The sequence below is a fragment of the Cellulomonas sp. CW35 genome, assembly GCF_052378485.1.
Taxonomy (GTDB): domain Bacteria; phylum Actinomycetota; class Actinomycetes; order Actinomycetales; family Cellulomonadaceae; genus Cellulomonas; species Cellulomonas uda.
The window spans coordinates 2,942,177-2,965,238 of record NZ_CP199000.1 but is presented as its reverse complement, the minus strand read 5'-3'; the positions used below and the strand labels follow the sequence as shown (position 1 = coordinate 2,965,238).

The following is a 23,062-nucleotide window of genomic DNA, read 5'->3' as shown; positions in this document are numbered from 1 at the left end:
TCCAAGATCGAACTCCTAAAGCGGGTGTCGGCAGTTCGAATCTGCCCAGGCGCACAGAGGTTCGTCGCAGGTCAGGGGGACGAATTGGTGCCCGGGTAGCAGCGTTAGGGCTCTGGTTCCGGAGCCTTGAAGCAGCGGAAGACGCCATCGGGGTCGGCGGCATCCGCGAACTCGAAGAAGTCCATGTCGGCGATCCCGAGGTTCGCCGTGATGGGCTCGACCTCTTGCGGTACCGCCCGGGAGGTGCGGCCGATCTGCTCGCTGTGCTCGTTGAGGTCGACGAACAGGACCGTCAGGTCCTTCATCGTGCGGGCGTCCGCGACTGCGAGGTGGGAGAGGTAGCCGTCGCGAGGCAGCTGCACCAGTTCGGCCGCCGTCAGGCCGGCCAACTCGGGCGACTCGACCGGTTGCAGCGAAGCGCCGACCCGGTCGAGGTCTCCAGCGTCGTAGACGGCGGTCGCCGCGTTGACAGCTGCGTGCCAGGCGAGATCGTCGGAGTAGTCCGTTCGAAGCAGCAGTGTGCACATGTCGGCCGGCTCGGGCAGAAGCATGTTCGGAGACTAGGTCTCCGTCCCCCTCGAGGCGGCCATCTGCGGTCCTGGATCCGAGCGAGGGCCGAGCCTCGGCGGCGCTCCCTATGGCAGCAGGTCGAGGTACTTCCGGCGCGCTGGCATCGCGTGGATGACGATCTCGTCACCGCTCTCGAGCGTGAGTACCACCGTCTCGAGCAGGCGGGCCCGGGTGTCGAAGCCGAGGCGCAGCTCGCGATAGGGCGGGCCGTCGTCGTCCAGTGGCTCGATCCACAGCGACCACGCGGCCGCCTGGATCGCGTCGTCCTCCGCGACGCCGTGCTTCCGCGCGCTGCGGTGGACCCTCACGCAGCGAAGTGGGCGAGCGCGGCCCGGATCGCCTCGGACCGGGTCATGTCTTGCTTGGCCGCCGCGGCGTCGAGGGCGTCGAGCTCCTCAGCCGTGAGGCGGACGGCCACGACCTGCATCGGCTCAGCCCCGCGGCCAGGGCGCCCGCGCCCTCGACGCTTCAGCGCGTCGACGTCGTAGCCCGCCTCGGCCTCGTCGGCCCACTGCTGGATCTGGTCGTCGCTCGCCACGCACATATCGTATGACGAAAACTCTCGCGCGGGTAGGCCGTGCACGCTCCGAGTGTCGGCACGAGCACCCCGTCATCATGGGTGGCATGAGCGAGCGCTCCACGGCCGACTTTCTGGCGTCGACGGCCGACCTGGCGCGTGCCGTGATCCACGCCGATGACGGCTGGCCGACGTACGACGCCGGCATGCGCTTCCTTGGCATGGCGATGGAGGCATTGTCGCCGACGGTCGGAGTTCCAGGTGCTGAGGAGCTGTCAGGGGGGCTCTACCTCATCTGGGGTTCCCTGACGGACGCCATGGACGCGCCCGGGCGTAGCGGTGCCGAGCAGGATGCCGCCGCAGTCGCACAGATGAAGTGTGCTGCGGCGGAATGGCTCGAGGCTCTCGGCGCGGACAGCTCGAGGCGCGCCTCCCTGGATCGCTGGGTCCACGAAGAGTGCGGGTACGAGCGTCGCCTGTGACTTGGGCCAGGCCGAGAATGAGAGCCGATGTGAGCCGTCGGGCTGCAGCCCTGTGCCGCAGATCAGGACGGTGGCTCGATCGCCCGGGTCGCCTGCATCAGCGAGATCACGGGCAGCCCCTCCGTCGCCTGCCCCGTTGCCTCGCTGAACAGGTGCCGTAGAGGTGCATCGTCATCGTCGCGTTGGAGTGCCCCAGGATCACCTGCACGGCCTTCACGTCCGTCCCGGCGGCGATGCGCAGCGACGCGGCCGTGTGTCGCGGCTCGTGGATCTGGCGCCGGTAGGGGCTCAGGCGTTGGCGAAGGTCCGCAGGATGTCCGCGCCGGAACTGAGGACGACAGCGTCCTGTGCCAGGTCCGCAGGCAGGTGCTGCCGCACCTCTTCGCGGAAGAGCATCGTCGGCACGCCAGGGGCCATCAGAACCATGTCGCCGGCCGACGCGATCCGCGCGAACAGCTCCCAGGCCAACTGCCCGCTCACGTGGTTCACCATGAAGCCTGACCCCGGCTCGGCAACCCCGTAGAAGTCGGCAGTCCCGTCGTCGAAGTGCAGCTCGGCGAAGTCGAACTCCGGCTCGACCCTCATCAGGTGTGGCGCCAAGAGCTCAGCCAGCACACCGTTCTCCGCCTCGGCCGCCTCACCGCCGGCGAAGCGCTGCGCGTACACGTCGAAGCTCATGGCCGGAGCGTTCCACTCAGCGCTCGGCACCTCAAGAGACCTCGGGTCGCGCAGCCGTACTTGAGCGGGCTGTCGGCAGTGCAGCTAGCGACGGGAGATGTGCTGCGCGTACTGGTCGAGCACGTTCAGGATCCCTGAGTGCTGCCAGATGCGGTTGCGCTTCATCCCCGTGCGTTCGGTCAGGACCCCGGCGTCGGTGAGCTGCGCCAGCGCTCGCTGCGCGGCCACCTCGTTGGTGCCGAGGCGCTCGCCGAGCAGCCGGGCGTTGACCACCGGGTTCGAGATGAGCAGGGGAACGACCCGCCAGGCGGATGCCTGAGGTCGTAGCCGGCGGGCCGTCAGGGCTTCGCGGGCGGCGTCGACCTGAGCGGCCAGGTCGTCGACGAGCCTCTCGCCTGTGGAGGCTGCGTACCGGCTCGCGCGGGTGAACTGCTCGACGATGGGCCGGGCGTCACCGCGGCGGTACGCGCCGAGCGCCGAGAAGTACGCCTCGGTGTCCGTCAGGAGCCCCGCCGAGACGGGCGCCGTCGTGCGGGTCATGACGCCCTTCCCGCGCAGGATCGCGTGGACCAGTGCCCGCCCGGTGCGGCCGTTGCCGTCGGCGAACGGGTGGATGGTCTCGAACTGCGCGTGCGCGATGGCGGCCTGGACGATGACGGGCACGTCGTCACGGGCCAGGTAGCGGACCAGGTCGGCCATCGCCTCGGGCACCTGCTCGGCCTGCGGGGCGACGTGCGACGCGCCCCGCGGGCTGATCCTGCTCCGGCCGACCCAGACCAGCTCGTCGCGGTACGTGCCGGCGTGGTCTTCCCAGCCTCGCTGTCCGCCCAGGAGCCGGGCGTGCATCGCGAGGATGGCGCTCTCGTCGAGGTGGTCGGCGAGGGCGAGGGCGGCCTCCATCGTGCGGACGTTGGCGACGACGACCTGCGCGTTCTCGCTGCCGGACTGGTCGATCTCGGCCAGCGCGAGCTGGCGGGCGCCCACCGTCAGGTTCTCGATCTGCGACGACGAGGCCGACTCGGTGCGCAGCAGGATCGACGACATCGGGCCGAGCGTCGCGCTCTCGGCGCCGAGCTTCGCGCTCGCGTACAGGTCGAACCGTGCGAGCGCGGCGGTCGCCTCGTCGACGTCCGCCCCGAGGTCCGAGGGGATGGTCACGGAGTGGTCGGCGATGCGGGCGGGCACGCTCGACTCGTACGGACCGGAGGCGCTCGAGAGCTGGGCGCGCGAGCTCATGCCGTCGGTCTGCGCGAGCCAGTGATGCGACTCTTGCGCTGTTGCTGGAACCGCGAGCGCCGCAACTTCTGTTGCCATGCCCTCACGGTACTAACAGTTCGAGCGAAAATGTTAGGAAGGCTCCAACCTTCGATCGGTCGCCGCCGCGTACCGCCGGCTGAGGACGTCGACGTACTCCGCGAGCGCTGGCGGGTTCGTGACGGTGAAGTCGTAGCCGAGCATGCCGATGTAGACGGCGACGATCTCGACGCTGTCGCCGCCGGTGACGAGGACGCACTCGGTGTCGGAGACGGGTTCGACGACGCCGACGGTGGGGTTGATGCGGGCGAGGACCTGCTCGGCTGAGGCGTGGACGGTGATGCGGGTGTGGACGGCCCATCCGGCGCGGGCGACCTCGCGGGCGACGAGGCCGGTGTAGTCCTCGCCGGGGAGCGGGGTCGGGGTGAAGCGGCGGCCGTTCGGGGTGCGGACGGTGATGCGGTCGAGGCGGTGCGGGGCCCAGGTGTCGGTGGCGGGGTCGCGGGCGACGACGTACCAGCGACGTTGCCAGGTGACGAGTTTGCAGGGCTCGACGGTGCGGGGCTCGTCGTCCTCGAGGAGGCGCAGGGACTCGTGGTCGCGGATCGCGGCGGCGATGGTGGCGACGAGCGCGGGGTCGACCTCGGGGTCGTCGACGTTGCTGTCGGTGTTCGTCGGGCCGTGCTCGAGGGCTTCGCGCAGGGCGGCGACGCGCAGGCGCAGGTGGTGGGGGAGGACCTGCTCGAGCTTCGCGCGGGCGCGGGCTGTGGTGTCCTCGAGGCCGCGGAGGCCGGTGGCGGCTCCGAGGCCGACGACGATCGCCACGGCCTCGTCGTCGTCGACAAGAAGGGGTGGCAGGGTCTTGCCGACGCCGAGCTGGTAGTAGCCGCCGGTGCCGCGCGCGGAGTCGACCGGGTAGCCGAGGGTGCGGAGGCGGTCGACGTCGTTGCGCAGGGTGCGGGTGGTGATGCCGAGGCGCTCGGCGAGCTCGTCGCCGGTCCAGCGGGCGCGTGACTGCAGGAGTGCGAGCAGTTGCAGCAGGCGGGCGGAGGTCTCGAGCATGCGGGTCCTCAGGTTCGTCGGAACTCCTCGGGAGTAGAGGAACGAACCGTGCCGGAACGGTTCATAGCGTGACAGTCATGACGACGACACAGCAGCCCACCCTGACCGTCCGCCCGTTCCAGGTCTCGATCGACCTGGCCGTTCTCGACGACCTGCACGACCGGCTCGCCCGCACCCGGTTCGCGACGCCCGCACCCGGCGACTCGTGGGACTACGGCACCCCGGAGTCGTACCTGCGCGAGATGGTCGCGTACTGGCGCGACGAGTTCGACTGGCGTGCGCAGGAGGAGCGCATGAACGCCTTCCCGCACTTCCGCACCGAGATCGACGGGCAGACGATCCACTTCATCCACGTGCGCTCGTCGGAGCCGGACGCCACGCCGCTCCTGCTCGGGCACACCTACCCGGGGTCGTTCGTCGACTTCCTCGACATGATCGGCCCGCTCACTGACCCCGTCGCGCACGGCGGCCGCGCGGAGGACGCGTTCGACGTGGTGATCGCGTCCATGCCGGGGTTCGGGTTCTCGACGCCCGTCGTCGACGGCGGGTGGACGACGGCGCGGCTCGCGCGGACCTGGGACACGCTCATGCGCGGGCTCGGGTACGAGTCGTACGGGACGCACGGCAGCGACGGCGGCGCGATGATCTCCCGCGAGCTCGCCGTGATGGACCCGCCCGGGTTCCTCGGCGCGCACGTGCTGCAGCTGTTCTCGTTCCCGTCCGGCGACCCTGCGGAGTTCGAGAAGCTCACCCCGGCCGACCACGCCGCGCTGGAGTTCCTCGGCTGGTTCCAGCAGCGCGCCGGCTTCGCCGCCGCGAACTCGTCGCGACCCCAGACCGTCGCCGCCGGCCTGGCGGACTCGCCCGTCGCGCAGCTCGCGTGGAACGAGCTGTTCGAGAACTTCGGCAACGGCACGAGCCTGCTCACTCGCGACCAGGTGCTCACCCAGGTCTCGCTGTACTGGCTGACGAACACCTCGTCGACCGCCGTGCGGTTCTACTACGAGGAGGCGCGCGCGCAGGCCGAGCCGCAGGTCAGCCACGGCCGCACCGGGGTCTCGGTCTTCGCCGACGACTTCAAGACGATCCGCCCGTTCGCCGAGCGGGACAACACGAACATCGTCCAGTGGACCGAGCACGAGCGCGGCGGGCACTTCGCGTCCATGGAGGTGCCCGACGTCCTCGTCGACGATCTGCGCACGTTCTTCCGTGTCTGAGCCCTTCGCCCGAGGTGGTGGCGGTTCCGTGACCCGTGTGGAACCTCTATGAGCACCCCAGTCGGGACTTGTGGCGCACCCGCCGGGCACTCGGCGTCGCTAGGGCGTCTTCAGCAGGTGATCGACACGAGGTGGCAGCAGCGTGTCCTCGGGAAGCATTGCCCAGACGAGAACCGCTATCGCGGCTACAACCAGTACAACGGTGATGCCGACCCAGACCTGAGTGTGCGACAGATGCATTCTCTTCCCCCTAGCTCGTCTTGATGCTACCGCCAAAGTTGGCGGCAACAAATGAAATCGGCGTGTAGTAGTTTCGGCAATTCGTGGTGAGTGCTCCGCCTCCATTGCTTCCGCTGATGACACCAACGGCGTGCACCCCCCCAGAGACATTGAGGTAGAAGGCTCCGCCCGAGTCACCATCCTTGGTGCATGTGGACGAGTGTTCAGCGACCGAGATCTTCGTGAACCTCATCCCCCCGTACGATAGGGTCTGATTGACCAGCGAAACCCAATTAGGGTTGAGTTCCCCGGACCCGTTGCCGGCGAAACCGCTTGCGCCAGAAGTGCGAAGGTTCGAGCCGGTCCAACCCTGGGTGAGGTAAGTGCGACCGAGGACCTTCTTCTTTGTTGTGGTGTTGTAGGTGCCGGTGTAGAGCATCCCGGATGTTCGTGCGGACGACAGTCGGACGAGTGCGATGTCGCCAGCGAGGCCGGACTTTGTTCCCGTTGCGTCGCCCGACGACCATGTCACCGTGCCGATCTTCGTGATCGACTTATCGCTGTTGACTCGCGCAACGTTCCCGCATGTTCCGTTTGGATTCTTGTAGCAGTGTGCGGCTGTGACAAGATAATCGTTCCCTTGCTCTACCCATCCGAATGCGGCTGAGCATCCGTATCGAACTGACGGTCGGCGCGCCTGCTTCTCATAGCCCACCCGCCGTCCGGTTGCTCCTAGGACGTCCTTGACGTCCTGGAATGACCTACCTACGTTGGGCAGCCAACCCCGGACCGCACGCTCGTCGTCCGCAGAACGCTTCTTCACCGATGAAGAGCGCCGGGGCGCGCGGGGCCGCGGTCACGACGAGGTGGCCGTCCCGGGCGGTGCGAGCAAGCGGCCGGTCAGGCCCAGGGCCGCCGGCTCCGTAGGGGGACGAAAGGGAGTGACCATGACAGCGCATACCGCACGACGACGTGAGGGTGCTGGGACGGCGTCGGTCCGACGACGCCGCGTGGCGCGATGGATCGGCGCGGGGGCGGTGGTCGCGATCGCGACCGTCGGCCTCGCCGCACCCGGTCAGGCGACGCCGGGCCACGGGCCGGGTCACAGCCACGCGCCGGGACACCCGGGGCACGGGGACACGTTCCGCGTGACCATCCGGGTCGAGGGCCACGGGAAGGTCACCGGCGCGGGGAAGTACAAGGCGGGGGAGACGGTGGACCTGACCGCCACGCCGCACAAGAACGACGTGTGGGGCGGTTGGACGTCCAAGGAGCTGAACTGGATCGGCGCGCGCGTCGACGAGTTCACGATGCCGGCGCACGACGTCGTCCTGACGACCTCGTTCCGCCCGCGCATGGAGTCGCTGAAGAAGGCGTACCGCGACTACTTCGACGTCGGGAACATCTGGTCCCACCCGGGCACGTACGCCGAGGGCTCGCCGAACTCGGCGACCATCGCGCGGCACTACAGCGTGATGACGGCCGAGAACGCGATGAAGCCGGACCAGCTGCTGCCGAACGACAACATCGACCCGGAGACGGGCGAGTTCACGTTCCGCTGGGACCAGGCGGACCAGTTCGTCGACGAGACGCTCGCGCGTGGCATGAAGGTGCACGGGCATGTGCTCGTCTGGCACGGGCAGACCCCGGCGCGCATCAACAGCGGCCCCACGGGCGGCACGCGCGCGCTCGCCAAGGCGAACATGGAGCGCTACATCAAGGAGGTGCTCACGCACTTCCAGGGCCGCACGGTCTCGTGGGACGTCGTCAACGAGGCGTTCGTCGACGGGCTCGACGAGTTCGACCCCGCCACGCAGGACTGGCGTGACTTCCTGCGCGGCGGCCCGAACGGCGGCTGGTCCAACTGGTACAACGCGTACCGCAACGGTGGGGACCTGGCCGAGGGTGAGAGCCCCGCGGACTTCCTGTACGACGCGTTCGTCTTCGCCCGCACGTACGACCCGGACACGCGGCTGGAGTACAACGACTTCAACCTCTTCCAGTCCGAGGGCAAGGCGCAGGCGATCATCGCCATGGCCACCGACCTCAACGCGCGGTACGCCGCCGAGCACCCCGAGGACCCGCGCCCGCTGGTCGAGGCGATCGGCATGCAGTCGCACAACTACATCAACCAGACCCCGGCGTTCGCGTGCTCGACGAACACGCGGCTGCCGAAGCTCGTGAACGACGCCGCACCGGAGTGGAAGCCGGGTGCGTGCTCCGACCACGCGTCGGTCGAGCGCTCGCTGCAGCTCATCACCGAGGCCGGCTTCAAGGCCAGCATCTCCGAGCTGGACCTGCAGGTCTGGGAGGCGTGGAACGGCCAGCCCGAGGGCGACGACCGCTCGCAGTACCGGGACCTGAACGACCCGACGGTCGCCGACCGGATCTCGCGTGGTGAGTTCGACTACTGGGTCGGCAAGATCACCAACCGCGCCGAGCTCGAGAAGATCCAGGCGCAGCGGTTCGCGGAGTACTTCGCGGTCTACAAGAAGTACTCGCAGGACATCAGCCGCGTGACGTTCTGGGGCCTCACCGACCAGCTGAGCTGGCGCTCGACGCACAACCCGCTGATCTTCAACAGCGACTTCTCCGAGAAGCTCGGTGCGGCCGCGGTCGCCAACCCGGAGAAGTGGCTGGGCGTGCGCAAGCCGATCACGGACACCTCGCACCTGGAAGCGACCGTCGACCAGGCCGAGGAGCTCGACCTGCGGGCCTACACGCCGAAGAGCGCCGCGAAGGTCCGTGCGGCGCTGCACCGGGCGGAGCACGTCCTGCGGAAGGCCGAGCCGCAGCGCGCCGTCAACGACGCGACCGTGGCCCTCACCTCAGCGATCGCCAAGCTCGAGCGCAGGTAGCGATCAGCGTCTACCGGGGTCCCGCAGCGCGAGCATCGCTGCGGGACCCCGGTCGCGTGTGAGGCGGGAGACCCTCCGGGCGCCTGCGAGGCCCTTGCGGATATTTCGTCTTGAGACGAGAGTGGTCGTATGGCGACCGCTCTTCTCGCCACGACGACGCTGCCCCCTGAGGACGCCCCCGCTCGCGAGTCCGTGCACCGGTTGGCGGCCGCGCTCGAGCAGCCGACCGCGAAGCTCGTCGCGCCCGACGGGACGACGGTCGAGGTGCCTTCCCCCGTGCACGAGATCCTCGTGCACGTGGTCGAGGCGATGGAGGCCGGCCACGCCATCACCGTGGCCCCGGTCGAGCAGCGGCTGACGACGTCGCAGGCGGCAGAGTTCCTCGGGATCTCCCGCCCGACGCTCGTCAAGCTCCTCGACGACGAGCGGATCCCGTACGAGCGAGTCACGCGGCACCGCCGCATCAGGCTCGACGACCTGCTGCGCTTCCGGGACCTCCGCCGGACCGAGCGGCGGGCGTCTCTCGACGAGCTCACGCGCGAGGCGCAGGCGGACGGGCTCTACGAGGACGCCGCCGAGGAGTACGCCGAGGCGCTGCGGCTCGCCCGCCGGACGTCCGGCGGTGGGCCGCAGGGGTGAGCTTCGGCGCCCTACTCGACGCGTGTGTGCTCGTGCCCATCTCGCTGGCGGACACCCTCGACCCCAAGATCTAGCGGGAGGCGGTCACGGTCTTGCACTCGTACATCGGTGGGTCAACCGTTGCTCCATGTCGAAGATCCAGGATCTCGAGCGGATGGTTGACGCCCTCCGGCGCCAGCGGAACGACTGCGAGCCGAAGTCGAACCAGAACCCCCGGTATCTGCGGTACTCGAACGCCGTCTCGGCACTTCTCTGGCTCATTGATGACTTGCGTGCGGAGGAGACGGCGTAGCCGACGACGAGGGGGCTCCCTGCCTTCGGAGAGGGCGCCGTGGGTGTGCGCGTTGATGGACCTTCAGGCGTGGAAGCGTGCGAGGGCGGCGCGGATCGCCTCGGCCCTGGTCAGGCCGTGGCGCGCTGCCGCCGCGTCCAGGGTGTCGAGCTCCTCGGCGGTGAGTCGGACGACGACGACCTGCATCGGCTGTGCGCCGCGGCCCGGACGTCCTCGTGCGCGGCGCCTCGGCACCTCGACGTCGTAGCCCTTCTCGGCTTCGTGGGCCAGCTCCCGGACCCGCTCGTCACTCACCACCCACGTGACGTATGACGAAAACGCGGCATGCGGGGTGACTTCTTGCGCCACCCCTCCCTCCCGCTCAGGATGGCGAGCGGGAGGGGTGATGGCGGAGACGTACGGGGTCGTCGTGGGTGCCGGGAGTCTGCGCTCGTCGTCGGACGGGGCGTGGCGGCTGCCGCACCGGTGGACGGACGAGGGCGTCGCGGTCGAGGCGGCGTTCACGGGCGCGCACCTGCTGCACGTCGCGGCGGCGGGCTGCGTCCTCAACGACGTGTACCGGGAGGCCGCCAGCCTCGGCGTCGCGCTCCAGGGGGTGCGGGTGACGGCGGGCGGCGGGTTCGACGGGGAGTGGGTGTCGACCGGGATCACCTACGCGGTCGAGGTGGACACGCAGGCCTCGCCCGACGAGGTCGCGCGGCTTGTGGCCGTCGTCGACGAGGTCGCGGAGATCCCGCGCGCGATCCGGGCCGGCGCGCCGGTCCAGCGGGTGAGCACGGCCGGGTAGGCCGCGCACGAGCGGGTGACTTCACAGCACTCGTCGGCGCCGCGTGCACCCCGGCGGTACGATGCGAACCGCCGGTGGATGGCGCGCGACCTCACGTCGTGCCGCAGCTCGTCGAGGACACGCCCCGGCAGTGACACCACGGTGCCGGCGCGATCCCCACGCGGCGCCGACGAACAGCTGCGCGATCGCGCGGCGGCGCTGACCTGAGCGCCCCGCCCCGCCGTTCCCGGCGGCACGCGGTGAGCCCAGTCCGGCCGTGGCCGGGCCGGGGCAACGCACGCCGCGCCTGCGGTCGGGTGCGGACGTCGAAGGAGGAGATGTGGCAGGAGCAGGCCGGGGCCGGTCGGGTCGCGGAGGCGCCCAGTCCGGTGGTCAGCGACGCCGCACGACGCGTCCCGACGAGGAGGGTCTGATCCCGGTGCTCGCCGGGATCGCCCGTGACGTCGACAACGCGGTCAAGCGTCCCCCGACGCGTCCGGCGGTGCGCACGAAGTTCCAGGTCGTGGCGCTGCTGGTGCGCGAGGAGCGGGCCCGCGTCAACGCCGACGAGACGCTCGGCCAGGCGAAGCGCACGCAGGAGCTCAAGCGCCTGGACGGCGTCGCGACGCAGCTCGCCAAGACCGCCGCGCGCGACACGTCGCTGCTGGAGCTGCTGCGCGAGGACGCGCGGGTCTCCGACGCGGCGCGTGAGTACCGGGCGTCGGTGCTGCGCGCCGGCGGCATCGAGCCGCCCGACGAGCCCGAGCCCGCGCCGCAGGCCCCGCCGACGCCCGCCGATGAGAAGCGCGTCGTCCCGCAGTCGGTGATCTCGCGCCGCCTCGCCAACCCGTTCCTCGCCCCCGACTTCGAGGCGGCCGCCGAGCGCGCCGCGGCCCGCCCGCGCCGCCTCGCGGGCTGGGAGCTGCTCGAGCCGCTGTTCTGGTCGTTCGAGAAGGCCGCGACGGGCTCGCCCGCATGCATGGCGCTGCCCGAGCCGACGCCCGGCTTCGTGCCGCGCGGCAAGGAGCTCATGCGCCACCAGGCGCAGGTCGTCGCGGCCGCCGCACGCGGTCACCGCACGTTCCTGCTGGCCGACGAGCCGGGCCTCGGCAAGACCGCGCAGGCGCTGCTCGCGGCGCAGGCGGCCGACGCGTACCCGCTGCTCGTCGTCGTCCCGAACGTCGTCAAGACCAACTGGGCGCACGAGGTGAAGCTGTGGACCCCGCAGCGCCGCTCGACCGTGCTGCACGGCGACGGCGAGGACGTCGACGCGTTCGCCGACGTCGTGATCGTCAACTACGAGATCCTCGACCGGCACGTCGGGTGGCTCGGCGAGCTCGGGTTCCGCGGGATGGTCGTCGACGAGGCGCACTTCATCAAGAACAAGGGCTCGCAGCGCTCACGCAACGTGCTGGCGCTCTCCGAGCAGATCCAGCTGCGCACCGCGCGTCCGCTGCTCATGGCCCTCACCGGGACGCCGCTCATCAACGACATCGAGGACTTCCAGGCGATCTGGGAGTTCCTCGGGTGGATCGACGACGAGAAGCCGCTCGGTGCGCTCATGAACGCGCTGGAGGAGACCGGCCTGACCCCGGCGGACCGCGGCTTCTCCGCCGCCGCGCGTGCCGCGGTGATCGACATGGGCATCGTGCGCCGCCGCAAGATCGACGTCGTCGCGGACATCCCGGCCCGCCGCGTGGCGGACCTGCCCGTCGAGCTCGACGGTGCCGTCGGGCGCTCGATCCGCGCGTCGGAGGAGGCGCTCGCACGCCGCCTCGTCAGCCGCTACCGCGCGGCGCTCGAGGCGCGCGGCGACACGTCGATCGGCGGGGCGGTCGACCACGACCTGGCACGCCGCGTCGCGGCCGGCGAGCTCAAGGACTCGTCGTCCAAGAAGACCGGCGACAACGTGTTCACCATGGTCCGGCGCATCGGCCAGGCCAAGGCCGGGCTCGCCGCCGACTACGCCGCGCAGCTCGCGCGCAACGTCGGCAAGGTCGTGTTCTTCGCCAAGCACGTCGACGTCCTCGACGCCGCCGAGCAGACGTTCGCCGACCGCGGCATCCGGTCCGTGTCGATCCGCGGCGACCAGACGACGAAGGCGCGCGACAAGGCCATCGCGGCGTTCACCGACGAGCCCGACGTGCAGATCGCCGTGTGCTCGCTGCTCGCCGCGGGGGTCGGCATCAACCTGCAGGTCGCGTCCAACCTGGTGCTCGCCGAGCTGTCCTGGACCGACGCGGAGCAGACCCAGGCGATCGACCGCATCCACCGCATCGGCCAGTCCGAGCCCGTCACCGCGTGGCGCATCATCGCGGCGCAGACCATCGACGCGAAGATCGCCGAGCTCATCGACGCCAAGTCCGGCCTCGCGGCGCGCGCGCTCGACGGCGCGGACCTCGACGACGCCGAGACCTCCACCGACGTCCAGCTCGAGGCCCTGGTCAGCCTGCTCACCGACGCCCTCGCGGCAGGCGTCGTCGCCTGAGCCCGTCCGGGTGACGCGGCCCGTGGACGACGCACGGAGCGTTGCTCGGTGCGCCATCCTGGGGCCCCGTCACCGACCCCGGAGGCATACCCGTGGAACCCGCCACCATCGCCGCATGGACCCTGCTGCAGGAGATCCCGATCCCGCCGGACGTCGTGGACCTCCTGATCGAGGGCGAGCAGGCCGTCGCGGCCTTCAAGACGTTCCGCGACAGCGCCGTGTTCACCACGCGACGCCTGATCGTGCGCGACGCGCAGGGCCTCACCGGCAAGAAGGTCGAGATCTACTCGCTGCCCTACAGCTCGATCAACATGTGGTCCTCGGAGAACGCGGGCAAGGTCTTCGACATCAACGCCGAGCTCGAGCTGTGGACGCGGGCCGGTCACATCAAGGTCAAGCTCGGCAAGGACATCGACATCCGCCGGCTCGACAAGCTCCTCGCCTGGGCGATCCTCAAGGGCTGAGGGGACAGCGGTCGCGCATGGCGTGCGACCGCAGGTGGACCCCCGAGCCGGGTGGTCCATTCCCCGGCACGACGACGAGCGGCGGGGGACCGGGTCATCCTCCAGCGTGCCGTTCACGCTCTCGCACCCTGCCGTCGTCCTGCCGCTCGCGCGCGGCCCGCTGGTGCCCGCCGCGCTCGTCGTCGGGGCCATGGCGCCGGACGCGCCGTACTTCGTCAAGCTGCCGCGCTACGCGGGGGCCTGGTACGAGCCGTTCGTCAACGCGACGACGACGCACCACTGGCCCGGTGCGCTGACGGTCGCCGTGCCGACGGCCGCGGTGCTGCTCGCGGTGTGGTGGGTGGTGCGTGCACCGCTCGTCGCGCTCGTGACGCGCGAGGGAGGAAGGGCCGGGTCCGACGAGCGCGCCGGGCTGGCCGAGCGCGCCGGGTGGACGCTGCTCTCTCTCGTGATCGGGGTCGCGACGCACGTGCTGTGGGACTCGTTCACGCACGGCGACGGGTTCCTGGTCGAGCGCGTCGACGCGCTGCGTGAGCCGGCGTTCGCGGGGATGGACGTGGCGCGCGTGCTGCAGCACGCGAGCACGGTCGTCGGGCTGCTCGTCGTCGCCGCGTGGGCCGTGCGGTGGGCCGCTCGGTGGCGGGAGCGCGGCGGTCGGCTCGAGGTGTCGAGCACGAGCGCGGCGGTGATCGCGGGCGTCGTCGTGCTCGGGCTGGTGGCCGCGGGGGTCGCGCTCGCGGCGAGCATCACGGCGCGCGAGCCGGTCGAGTCGACGCTCGCGCGGCTCGTCACGACGTCTGGCGCCGTCGTCGTCGCGGCCGTGGTCCTGTACGCGGTGGTGTGGCGGGTCAGCCGCCGAACAGCCGACGCCAGCCGCGTCGGGGTGGGATGAGCCCCGGGGTCGCGCCGGGGTCAGGGACGTCCGCGACCACCCGGTCGTGCGCGACGGGCGGCGTCGCCGAGGTGCGGGGCGCCCCACCGGCGAGCGCGGTGGCGATCCGGTCGAGGAAGTCGTCGACCTCGTCCATCGCGTACCCCTCGCGGAACCGCGTACGGCTGAACGTCGTCCCCGCGACCTCCTCCGCGCCGAGCTCCCCGGGCTCGCCCGCCTCCCGGGCGCGCAGCGTCGCGATCACCCGGTCGAGGAAGTCGTCGACCTCCGACTGGTCGTAGCCCTCGGTGAACTTCGTCGTGATGAAGCGGACGTGCAGCACCGTCTCGGCGCTGATCGGCTCGCCGGAGCCGGGTCCGTCGGAAACGGTCATGGACCCGATCATGCCGCGTGCCTGCGGTGAGCGTGCGGTGGTGCTCGGCGTCCCGTGCGGTCCGACGAGCGCGCCCGACGACCGGTGTGAGCGGACCGACAGCGGATCTTCGCTGCTCATAGGGCACACTGGGGGTGGCTCTGGCGCGGTGGAAGGTTCGGCGCGGGCCCGCGTCCTGGGTGCTGTGGCTGCCTGGCGGGCGCCCCACTCGACGCCTGAAGGGCGACTCTCTCTTGACTTCTTTCTCCAGCCTTGGCGTGCCCGAGGTCCTCGCCGGTGCGCTCACGAAGGCCGGCATGACGTCCGCGTTCCCCATCCAGGAGGCGACTCTCCCGGACACGCTGCGCGGGCGTGACGTGCTCGGCCGCGGCCGCACCGGCTCCGGCAAGACCCTCGCGTTCTCCCTCCCGCTCGTCGCGCGCCTCGCGGGCCTCGTCCCGGGCACGACGATGGTGCGCCACGTCCCGAGCCGCCCCACGGGCCTGGTGCTCGCGCCGACGCGTGAGCTCGCGACGCAGATCGCCGCGACGCTCGAGCCGCTCGCGAAGGCCGCGCGCCTGAGTGTCACGACGATCTTCGGGGGCGTCTCGCAGCGCCCGCAGGAGTCCGCGCTCAAGGGCGGCGTCGACATCGTCGTCGCGTGCCCCGGACGCCTGGAGGACCTCATGAAGCAGGGGGTCATCTCGCTCGCGGACGTGCAGATCACCGTGCTCGACGAGGCCGACCACATGGCCGACCTGGGCTTCCTTCCCGGCGTGAAGCGGATCATGGCGGCGACGGACAAGCGCGGTCAGCGCATGCTGTTCTCCGCGACGCTCGACAACGGCGTGGACAAGCTCGTCGCGGCGTTCCTCAAGGACCCGCTGCGCCACTCGGTCGACACCGACCGTTCGCCCGTCTCGCAGATGACGCACCACGTGCTCACCGTCGCGGACGCGGACGCGAAGAAGCACGTCGTCCAGCACCTCGCGTCCGGCACCGGCCGGCGCGTGCTGTTCACGCGCACCAAGCACGGCGCCAAGAAGCTCGCGAAGCAGCTCACCGCGTCGGGCGTCCCCGCGGTGGACCTGCACGGCAACCTCGGTCAGGGCGCGCGGGAGCGCAACCTCGAGGCGTTCTCGACCGGTGCCGTGAAGGTGCTCGTCGCGACCGACATCGCCGCGCGCGGCATCCATGTCGACGAGGTCGAGCTCGTCGTGCACGTGGACCCGCCGGCCGAGCACAAGGCGTACCTGCACCGCTCGGGCCGCACCGCGCGTGCGGGGTCCGCGGGGGACGTCGTGACGATCGTGCTGCCCGAGCAGGTCGGCGAGGTCCGTGCGATGACCCGCCAGGCCGGCATCACCGCGAAGCCGCAGCCCGTCGCGCCGGGCGCGTCGGTCCTCGAGCAGCTCGTCGGTGAGACCGCGCCGTTCGTGCAGCCCGCGCGTCCCGCGCAGCCGCAGCCCCAGCAGCGTCGGTCGGCCGGGTCCGGGGACGCCGCGCGTCCTGCCGGTCGCTCGCGTCGTCGTGGCGGCCGTGGCGGCGAGCAGAGCGCCACCGCCCGTCCGACGAGCGGTGGTCAGGGCGGTCGTCGGCAGCAGGCCGGGGCGGCCGCGGCGCCCCCGCGTCAGCCGCGCACCTACACCACCTCGACGCCGGGGTCGACGCCGGGGTCGGCGCAGGGTTCCGCGGCACGCAAGTCCGCGGCTGCGGGGACGACGAGCGGCGCCCGCCGTTCCGGTCCGCGCCGCGCGGCGCGCACCGCCGGCGCCCCGACCTCGCGCACCGACCGCTCCTGACCTCCGCGGGCCCGGTCCGTCAGCGGGTCGGGCCCGTGGAGTCGCGCACGACGAGGAGCGGATCGAGCTCGACGTGGTCGCCCGGCGCGCGCTCGTCGGCACGCAGGAGCAGCTGTGCGGCCGCGGCACCCACCTGAACCTGGGCTACCCGACGAGCCTGCCGTGGACGCTGGACGTCGCACGGGGGGTGGCGCGCGAGACCGTCCTGTACTGCCGCCGGCGGCGCTCGGGTGCCGCGTGAACGGTTCGGTGGGCGGGTCCGGGCGGAACTGCGGCCTTTGGTCCCAGGCGCGGGCCGGGCGCGGGGCGATAGGCCTTGATCCGTCACAAGGAGGTGATGCCGGTGTTCTCCATCGGGGCGAAGCCGGGCAAGGGGAAGTTCCTGGATGCCTGTGGTCACACGGTCCAGCTCGAGGACGACGAAGCGCTCCCAGCGTGCCCGCAGTGCGCGCACGAGGTGAGGTGGTGGCGGCTCGTCTGAGCGCGACGAGGCGGGGCCGCGGTCAGCCGATCGCTGCCACCGCGGCCATCGCCTCGTCGAACAGCACGTCCAGGGCCCGCGCGCCGTCCGAGCGGGCCCACGTCTCGCGCGCGGCGTCGAAGCAGCCGACCGCGGCGCCGACGACCGTCAGTGCGACGAACGGGTCGAGCTGCGGCTCGCGGGCGAGGAGCGCCTCGGTCAGGTCCGCCCGCCAGTCGAACTGCCGCGCCATGTGCCGGCCGTGCAGCGCGGGTGTCTTGTAGATCACACGCATGACGGGCAGGGACTGCCCGGTCGCGGCCGTCTCGGCGATGTAGTCGTCGAACGCCCGGCGCAGCGCGGTCCACACGGGCTCGTCGGCCGGGCGCTCGGCGAACGCGAGCACGACCCGGCGCCGCCAGCGGTCCGACACATGGTCGATGACGTCGTCCTTCGTCGCGAAGTACCGGAAGAACGTGCGCTCCGACATGCCGACCTTGGCGGCGATCTGACCGACCGGGGTCTCGTCGAAACCCTGGGTGAGGAAGAGGTCGATCGCCGCCTGGGACACCTCGTCCTGGATGGCGCGGCGCTTGCGCTCGCGGAGGGACACATCGGGGGCCATGGGCACACAGTAGGACACAAGGGGTGGACTTTTCGTCGAAACATGTCAAACTTGTCATGCACTGACACGAACGTGTGACGACTGACCGAGTAGACGGCAGTTGTCACGAGGGAGAAGACATGACCGACACCCAGACCGCCCAGGAGCTCCTCACCCCCCAGGAGGTCGCGATGCTCTTCGGCGTCGACCCCAAGACCGTCACCCGCTGGGCGCGGGCCGGCCGCCTCAACGCCATCCGCACCCTCGGTGGCCACCGCCGCTACCTCGGCTCCGAGGTCCGCGCGCTCATCACGCAGAGCATCCCCACGCAGGCGTCCCCGCGCGACTGACACCCGCACCACCCGGCGTCGCCGCCCGCTCGATGACGACGCCACCCGCAGCCCCAGCGCCGGGGCGGTCAGGCCCCGGTCCGCACAGCCCCTGTCGCCCCGGAGCCCGCACCGATCCGGCACGCCCTGCGCCGCCCAGCGCGCGCGGTGGGAACAAGAGACCCTGTCGAATCGTTCCTAGAGACGCCATGAAGAAGCGATACGAAGAGCTCGAGACCGACGACGGCACGACCGTCCGCTACCGCCGGCACGACAACGGCGGCGGACTCGTGGCGATGGCCGCGACCGTCGATCCCACCACGTACGTCGCCGAGACCGCCTGGGTCGACCCGGGCGCGACGATCGGCGGCGGAGTTCACATCGGCGCCCACGTCTGGGTCGAGCCCGATGCGGTCGTCGGACCGCACTCCCAGCTCGGCACGCACGTGCACGTCGGGCGCGGCGCCGTCATCGGCTCGCGCACCCGCCTCGCGACGCGCGTCTCGGTCGGCGCCGGCGCGCACGTCTCGGACGACACACGTGTCCCCGCGGAGGCGGTCGTCCCCGCACGGACACAGGTCACCCCCGCGACCAGCCACACGCTCGCCGCCTGAGGCGCCGTGGCGCGGCCCGACCGGCCGTTCGCGGCGCGTGCGCGTCACAGGTCGGCGAGGGACCCCGGCGGTGCCGGGCGACCTCCGGCCACCCACGCCACGGCTGCGACGAGCGCGACCGCGGCGACCGCAGGCAGCACCGCGGCGCCGACGACCGCGGGGTCGAGCATGTCGGCCGTGCCCGCGTAGGCGACGGCGGTCCAGCCGCCGAGGACCCCGACGCCCACGCCGATCGCCGTGGTGACCAGCACGGGCGCGGCCATCTGCGTGACCGCGACGACGCGCATGGCCCGCCGCGGCGTGCCGATCGCACCCAGTGCGGCGGTGGTGCGCCGCCGGGACCACCAGACCTCGAGCAGGCACACGATCAACGCGGCGCTCACCAGGCCCGTGCCGACGGCCAGCCCCGCCCGGACCACACCCGTCTGCTCGTCCGCGTAGGCCACCAGGTCGGCGTCGTCCGCGCCCGCCCGCAGCGTGAGCTCCGGCAGCAGGCGGTGGATCCGGGACGTGACGGCAGCCGCGGTCTCGTCGGACACCGCGAAGGTCACCCACCCGGCGTCGAGGCCCGTCCACGGTCCGTCGCTCGTGTCCGCGGCCGTGCGCTCGACCGTCGCGACGGTCAGGCCGAGGCCCGCGAGCGCGTCCCGTTGGGCCGCGGTGGTCGTGGACAGGTCGACCTCGATGCCCGCCGAGGGTCCGTGCGCGTCGCGGTCGAGCGCGACCAGCAGCCCCGTGCCGTACGCGCTCGTCATCACGAGCACCGCCGCGAGCGCGGCGCACCGTCCGGTCGCGTGCGCGTGCCAGCCCGCGCCGCGCAGCCCGAGCCGGACGTCGGGCCGGGTGGCGCGCGCAGCGAGCCGGTCGGCGAGCCACGTGGTCACCGTGTGTACCGCGTGCGGTGCGGCGACCACGACCGCGAGGGCCGCGGCGCAGCTCGCGACCATCGAGGCCACGACCGCGGAGTCCGGGGCGCCCTGGTCGCCCGGGTGCGACGCGAGTCGGACGCACAGCCACGCCAGGCACGCCGCGGCGGGCACGCCGAGGACGTAGCCGAGCAGCGCGACGCGCGGGCTCGGCAGGCGGTGCTGCCGGGTCCCGCCTGCCTGGGAACGCATGGTCCGCCGCGCGACGACGAGCACGACGAGCGCGACCGTCACGGCCAGCAGCACCTCGAGGACCACCGGCACGGCGCCCTGCTCGGGGAACCAGCGCCGGCCGAGCACCCCCCAGGACCCGAGCCAGGGGTGCACGACGCGCGCGGTGGCGACGCCCGCGCACGCGCCCACGACGACGACGGCCGCCATCTCCCACCCGAAGACCCGCGCGCACCGGCGCGGGCCCATGCCCGCGAGCACGAGCGCACGCGTGCGGGCCGCCCGGGCGCCCGCGCAGGCCCGCACCCCGAGCGCGAGGAGCAGCGCCGCCGGGCCCAGGACGAGCACGGTGATCTCGGTCGCCCGCACGCTCGCCGGGGTCGAGGACGTGACCACGGGCCCGCCGAACGCGATGACGGGCTCGGCCGGCAGCGGCGGCGAGCCCGCGGGCAGCACCGTCCAGGACACGAGCTCGTCAGGGCCGGTCAGGCCTGCCGCGCCGATGTGCTCGGGTACGACGCCCGGCACGCTCACGTCCGGGTGCTCCAGCAGGGCGCGGCTCAGGGCGGGCGACACGATCGTCTCGCCCGGGCGCGGCCAGCGCACGAGCCCCGGAGGCAGCGGGGCGTCGTCGTGGGTGCCCGTCACGACGGCGTGCGTCCACGGCCGACGCCCGAGACGGTCGTCACTGACGAGGACCCGCAGCTCGGACGTCGTGGGTGCACCGGGCCCCGCCACGACGCGCGTGCGCGCCGCGGCGGCCGAGGCCGCGTCCGCGCTCACGCGCGGCACCGTCGTCCCGACGAGCACCCCGAGGACCGCGAGCGCGACCCCGACGGCGAGCACGGTGAGCCGCACGGCCTCCGTGCGACCGCCCCCGCGCACGAGCCGCAGCGCGAGCCGCAGGTCACCCACCTGCTGCTCCGACACCCGCCGCGACCCGGCCGTCGACGATGCGCACCTGCCGCGCGCAGCGCGCCGCGACCTGCGGGTCGTGCGTGACGAGCACGAGCAGCGAGCCGCACCGCTCGACCTGCTCCAGGAGAAGGTCGAGCACGATCTCGCGGTTGGTGGAGTCGAGCGCACCCGTGGGCTCGTCCGCCAGCACGACCGACGGTCGGGCGGCGACGGCGCGGGCGACGGCGGCGCGCTGCGCCTGCCCACCGGAGACCTCGCTGGGCCTGCGGCGAGCGCACGTGGTGAGCCCGAGCTGCGCGACGACCTCCGCGACCCGGTCCCGCACACCGCGCCTGCGCATCCCGGCGAGCTCGAGCGGCAGGGCGATGTTCTCCTGGAGGCTGAGCTCCGGCACGAGGCCCGAGGACTGCAGGACGAACCCGACCTCGCGCAGCCGGAGCTCCGCGCGCTCGTCGTCGGACAGGCGGTTCAGGTCGCGACCCGCGACGACGACCCGTCCGCGCGCAGCGGGCTGCAGGCCGCCGAGCGCGTTGAGCAGGGTCGACTTGCCCGCACCGGACGGCCCGGTCACGGCGACCGTGGTGGCAGCCGGCAGCGTGAGGTTCACGGACGACAGCACGGGCTGCCCCCCGAGGTCGACGCACAGGTCCTCGACGACGAGCGCGTACGCGCCCTGGGGGTCCACGGGCGCCCGCCCGCTCGAGATCTCCACTCGTCCCCGGGTCCTTCCGTGGCGACGGCGCCGGGCTCGGCCCGCGGGTCGCGGCGGCCGAGAGAACGGGAGGAACGTAGCAGTCCGGACGTGGCGCTACAGGCGGATCCAGCCCGTGAACAGCGCGACGAGGCCCGCGACCGCGCCCAGGAGGGAGACGGCGAGCACGACGCGCTCGCGGGGGGAGAACCAGCGGCGGCCCTGCTCGCGGCGCGTGAGGACGAACAGCACGGACGCGGGCGCGTAGACGACGAACACGACGAGCAGGTGGTCGATCCCGGCCGCGAACAGCAGCCACGCGGTGTAGAGAGTCGCGAGCGCCGCGACGACGAGCGGGCCGCGCGGGCCGCGGTCGCGCCGGAAAAGCCGCACACCGTACGCGGCGGCGAGCAGGTAGGGGACGAGCACGAGCGCGCCGGTGAGCTCGAGCGCGAAGTCGAACGCGCGCTCCGAGGCGAGCGTGAGCAGCAGCACGGCCTGGGCGAGCGCGGTGGACATCAGGAGTGCGGGCACGGGCGCGTCGTGCTCGTTCGTCGTGCGCAGGAACCGGGGCATGTCCCCGTCGCGGGCCGCGACGAACAGCACCTCGGCGGCCATGAGCGTCCACGCGAGGTACGCGCCGAGCACGGAGACGACGAGCCCTGCGGAGACGAACGTGGTACCCCACGGGCCGTACGCGGCCTCGAGCACGCCGCCCATCGACGGCTCCTCGAGCCCGGCGATGTCGTCGGCGGGCAGGATGCCGTAGGACACGATCGTGACGGACGCGAACAGCGCGAACACCGACCCGAAGCCCAGGAGGGTGGCGCGGCCGACGTCCCTGCGGCGGCGCGCGTGGCGGGAGAACGTGCTCGCGCCCTCGACGCCGAGGAACACGAAGACGGTGACGAGCATGGTGCCGCGCACCTGGTCGAGCAGCGTGCCCGATCCGGGCGAACCACTCCAGTTGTCGGCGAAGACCGCGGGGTCGAACGCGACGACGGCCAGCACGACGAACACGACGATAGGCACGAGCTTGGCGACGGTGACGACGCGGTTGACCGCGGTGGCCTCGCGGATCCCGCGCCGCACGACCGTGAAGAACACCCACAGTCCCGCGCTGCCGACCGCGACCGCGAGCAGCGTGTCGCCCGAGCCGAGCGCGGGGAACACCGCGCCGAGCGTCGAGGTGATGAGGACCCAGTACGTGACGTTGCCGACGCACGCCGAGGCCCAGTACCCGAACGCGGAGAAGAAGCCGAGGTACTCGCCGAACCCGGCCTGCGCGTACGCGTAGACCCCCGCGTCGAGGTCGGGGCGTCGCAGTGCGAGGGTCTGGAAGACGAGCGCGAGCATGAGCGTGCCGGCGCCGGCGACCCCCCAGGCGACGAGTGCGCCCGCCGCGCCGGTCGACTCGGCGAACTGGCGGGGGAGGGAGAACACGCCGGCGCCGACCATCGAGCCGACGACGAGCATCGCCATCGTCGGGACGCCGAGGTGCGTGGTGCGCGGTGCGTCCGGCCCGGGTGCGGGCGTTGTCATGGGGTCCTGCCGGCGTGCCGCACGGCCTCCGACGATGGTTCGAGCGGCTCGGAGGCGCGCCGCGCACCCGACTCTGCCGCATCGTGGACACCTTCGCGTGACAGGGCACGCAGCGGTGTCGGGCGCCTGACCTGGACGGTCGCGGCGGACGGGTGGCGTGTGAGCCGCGTCACGGGCGAATATCTGCAAAGTCATGGACTGGACGGTTGACCAATAGGGTGGGGGTGGAGCACACTGTTCCCCGACGGTGCGCAT

The 23,062-nt window shown here is 72.0% G+C and carries 26 protein-coding genes; 13 read left to right on the top strand and 13 right to left on the bottom strand.

All coding sequences use genetic code 11. The features are described 5' to 3' along the window. Positions 1-104: 104 nt before the first annotated feature. The 3 genes from ACT17Q_RS13505 to ACT17Q_RS13495 all read right to left on the bottom strand — a co-directional run bounded on the left by ACT17Q_RS13505 (position 105) and on the right by ACT17Q_RS13495 (position 1,114). On the bottom strand, positions 105-551 hold the full coding sequence (locus tag ACT17Q_RS13505; protein ID WP_444663025.1) for a DUF6924 domain-containing protein: 447 nt from the start codon (positions 549-551) through the stop codon (positions 105-107). 84 nt (positions 552-635) lie between these two features. Further along, the gene (locus ACT17Q_RS13500) at positions 636-878 is read right to left on the bottom strand and encodes a toxin (RefSeq protein WP_444663023.1); all 243 of its coding nucleotides are present in this window, start codon (positions 876-878) and stop codon (positions 636-638) included. Next, positions 875-1,114: a ribbon-helix-helix protein, CopG family gene (locus ACT17Q_RS13495; RefSeq protein ID WP_444665397.1), complete on the bottom strand. Its 240-nt coding sequence runs from the start codon at positions 1,112-1,114 to the stop codon at positions 875-877. Before ACT17Q_RS13495 ends, ACT17Q_RS13500 begins: the two co-directional genes overlap by 4 nt. An 80-nt stretch (positions 1,115-1,194) precedes the next feature. Between ACT17Q_RS13495 and ACT17Q_RS13490 the strand changes: the two genes are divergently transcribed. Next, positions 1,195-1,569 carry a hypothetical protein gene (locus ACT17Q_RS13490; protein WP_444663021.1) on the top strand — a complete coding sequence of 125 codons (375 nt, stop codon included), beginning with the start codon at positions 1,195-1,197 and terminating at the stop codon, positions 1,567-1,569. A gap of 288 nt (positions 1,570-1,857) precedes the next feature. On the opposite strand, the gene ACT17Q_RS13485 is transcribed toward ACT17Q_RS13490, so the two are convergent. The 3 genes from ACT17Q_RS13485 to ACT17Q_RS13475 all read right to left on the bottom strand — a co-directional run bounded on the left by ACT17Q_RS13485 (position 1,858) and on the right by ACT17Q_RS13475 (position 4,563). Continuing rightward, complete coding sequence (locus tag ACT17Q_RS13485) at positions 1,858-2,247, bottom strand: hypothetical protein (protein ID WP_444663019.1); 390 nt, start codon at positions 2,245-2,247, stop codon at positions 1,858-1,860. Positions 2,248-2,331: 84 nt separating this feature from the next. After that, complete coding sequence (locus ACT17Q_RS13480; RefSeq protein ID WP_444663017.1) at positions 2,332-3,561, bottom strand: Fic family protein; 1,230 nt, start codon at positions 3,559-3,561, stop codon at positions 2,332-2,334. 33 nt (positions 3,562-3,594) lie between these two features. Beyond that, positions 3,595-4,563 carry a helix-turn-helix transcriptional regulator gene (locus tag ACT17Q_RS13475; protein WP_444663015.1) on the bottom strand — a complete coding sequence of 323 codons (969 nt, stop codon included), beginning with the start codon at positions 4,561-4,563 and terminating at the stop codon, positions 3,595-3,597. Between the two features lie 77 nt (positions 4,564-4,640). Between ACT17Q_RS13475 and ACT17Q_RS13470 the strand changes: the two genes are divergently transcribed. Further along, positions 4,641-5,780, top strand: a complete 1,140-nt coding sequence (locus ACT17Q_RS13470; protein WP_444663013.1) for an epoxide hydrolase family protein — start codon at positions 4,641-4,643, stop codon at positions 5,778-5,780. Positions 5,781-6,030: 250 nt separating this feature from the next. Here the strand turns inward: ACT17Q_RS13470 and ACT17Q_RS13465 are convergent, their stop codons facing one another. Next, entirely contained in the window at positions 6,031-6,714 is a 684-nt protein-coding gene (locus ACT17Q_RS13465; protein WP_444665396.1) for a trypsin-like serine protease, read from the bottom strand. A 295-nt stretch (positions 6,715-7,009) separates the two neighbouring features. Here ACT17Q_RS13465 and ACT17Q_RS13460 point away from each other — a divergent pair, with 295 nt between their 5' ends. From ACT17Q_RS13460 to ACT17Q_RS13450, 3 genes are all read left to right on the top strand, one after another. Beyond that, positions 7,010-8,857, top strand: coding sequence for an endo-1,4-beta-xylanase (locus ACT17Q_RS13460; RefSeq protein ID WP_444663011.1), 1,848 nt, complete (start codon positions 7,010-7,012; stop codon positions 8,855-8,857). A gap of 129 nt (positions 8,858-8,986) precedes the next feature. Further along, positions 8,987-9,496, top strand: a complete 510-nt coding sequence (locus ACT17Q_RS13455) for a helix-turn-helix domain-containing protein (RefSeq protein ID WP_444663009.1) — start codon at positions 8,987-8,989, stop codon at positions 9,494-9,496. Between the two features lie 127 nt (positions 9,497-9,623). Then, entirely contained in the window at positions 9,624-9,788 is a 165-nt protein-coding gene (locus tag ACT17Q_RS13450) for a hypothetical protein (RefSeq protein ID WP_236123045.1), read from the top strand. Between the two features lie 63 nt (positions 9,789-9,851). Here ACT17Q_RS13450 and ACT17Q_RS13445 read toward each other — a convergent pair whose 3' ends face one another. Continuing rightward, the gene (locus ACT17Q_RS13445) at positions 9,852-10,136 is read right to left on the bottom strand and encodes a ribbon-helix-helix protein, CopG family (protein ID WP_236123046.1); all 285 of its coding nucleotides are present in this window, start codon (positions 10,134-10,136) and stop codon (positions 9,852-9,854) included. 37 nt (positions 10,137-10,173) lie between these two features. On the opposite strand from ACT17Q_RS13445, the gene ACT17Q_RS13440 reads away from it, so the two are divergent. From ACT17Q_RS13440 to ACT17Q_RS13425, 4 genes are all read left to right on the top strand, one after another. Further along, positions 10,174-10,575, top strand: a complete 402-nt coding sequence (locus ACT17Q_RS13440; RefSeq protein WP_444663006.1) for an OsmC family protein — start codon at positions 10,174-10,176, stop codon at positions 10,573-10,575. Between the two features lie 319 nt (positions 10,576-10,894). Continuing rightward, the gene (locus ACT17Q_RS13435; RefSeq protein ID WP_444663004.1) at positions 10,895-13,042 is read left to right on the top strand and encodes a DEAD/DEAH box helicase; all 2,148 of its coding nucleotides are present in this window, start codon (positions 10,895-10,897) and stop codon (positions 13,040-13,042) included. A gap of 92 nt (positions 13,043-13,134) precedes the next feature. Beyond that, positions 13,135-13,506, top strand: coding sequence for a PH domain-containing protein (locus tag ACT17Q_RS13430; protein ID WP_444663002.1), 372 nt, complete (start codon positions 13,135-13,137; stop codon positions 13,504-13,506). Between the two features lie 106 nt (positions 13,507-13,612). Next, positions 13,613-14,398, top strand: a complete 786-nt coding sequence (locus ACT17Q_RS13425) for a DUF4184 family protein (RefSeq protein WP_444663000.1) — start codon at positions 13,613-13,615, stop codon at positions 14,396-14,398. On the opposite strand, the gene ACT17Q_RS13420 is transcribed toward ACT17Q_RS13425, so the two are convergent. Beyond that, positions 14,355-14,771, bottom strand: coding sequence for a DivIVA domain-containing protein (locus ACT17Q_RS13420; RefSeq protein WP_444662998.1), 417 nt, complete (start codon positions 14,769-14,771; stop codon positions 14,355-14,357). The two genes, ACT17Q_RS13425 and ACT17Q_RS13420, sit on opposite strands and share 44 nt — an antisense overlap. Positions 14,772-15,067: 296 nt before the next feature. Between ACT17Q_RS13420 and ACT17Q_RS13415 the strand changes: the two genes are divergently transcribed. Continuing rightward, entirely contained in the window at positions 15,068-16,552 is a 1,485-nt protein-coding gene (locus ACT17Q_RS13415; protein WP_444665395.1) for a DEAD/DEAH box helicase, read from the top strand. A gap of 73 nt (positions 16,553-16,625) precedes the next feature. Beyond that, a complete protein-coding gene (locus ACT17Q_RS13410) occupies positions 16,626-16,793 on the top strand; it encodes a hypothetical protein (RefSeq protein ID WP_444662996.1) in 168 nt (55 codons plus the stop codon). A 262-nt stretch (positions 16,794-17,055) separates the two neighbouring features. Here the strand turns inward: ACT17Q_RS13410 and ACT17Q_RS13405 are convergent, their stop codons facing one another. Further along, positions 17,056-17,637: a TetR family transcriptional regulator gene (locus ACT17Q_RS13405; protein ID WP_141320472.1), complete on the bottom strand. Its 582-nt coding sequence runs from the start codon at positions 17,635-17,637 to the stop codon at positions 17,056-17,058. Between the two features lie 119 nt (positions 17,638-17,756). Here ACT17Q_RS13405 and ACT17Q_RS13400 point away from each other — a divergent pair, with 119 nt between their 5' ends. Both ACT17Q_RS13400 and ACT17Q_RS13395 read left to right on the top strand, forming a co-directional pair. Beyond that, a complete protein-coding gene (locus ACT17Q_RS13400) occupies positions 17,757-17,966 on the top strand; it encodes a BldC family transcriptional regulator (protein ID WP_444662994.1) in 210 nt (69 codons plus the stop codon). 188 nt (positions 17,967-18,154) lie between these two features. Further along, positions 18,155-18,559 carry a transferase gene (locus tag ACT17Q_RS13395; protein ID WP_444662992.1) on the top strand — a complete coding sequence of 135 codons (405 nt, stop codon included), beginning with the start codon at positions 18,155-18,157 and terminating at the stop codon, positions 18,557-18,559. Between the two features lie 44 nt (positions 18,560-18,603). Here ACT17Q_RS13395 and ACT17Q_RS13390 read toward each other — a convergent pair whose 3' ends face one another. The 3 genes from ACT17Q_RS13390 to ACT17Q_RS13380 all read right to left on the bottom strand — a co-directional run bounded on the left by ACT17Q_RS13390 (position 18,604) and on the right by ACT17Q_RS13380 (position 22,807). After that, the gene (locus ACT17Q_RS13390) at positions 18,604-20,586 is read right to left on the bottom strand and encodes a hypothetical protein (protein ID WP_444662990.1); all 1,983 of its coding nucleotides are present in this window, start codon (positions 20,584-20,586) and stop codon (positions 18,604-18,606) included. Then, entirely contained in the window at positions 20,564-21,286 is a 723-nt protein-coding gene (locus ACT17Q_RS13385) for an ABC transporter ATP-binding protein (protein WP_444662988.1), read from the bottom strand. Before ACT17Q_RS13385 ends, ACT17Q_RS13390 begins: the two co-directional genes overlap by 23 nt. Positions 21,287-21,382: 96 nt before the next feature. Beyond that, complete coding sequence (locus tag ACT17Q_RS13380) at positions 21,383-22,807, bottom strand: basic amino acid/polyamine antiporter (RefSeq protein ID WP_444662986.1); 1,425 nt, start codon at positions 22,805-22,807, stop codon at positions 21,383-21,385. Between the last annotated feature and the right edge of the window lie 255 nt (positions 22,808-23,062).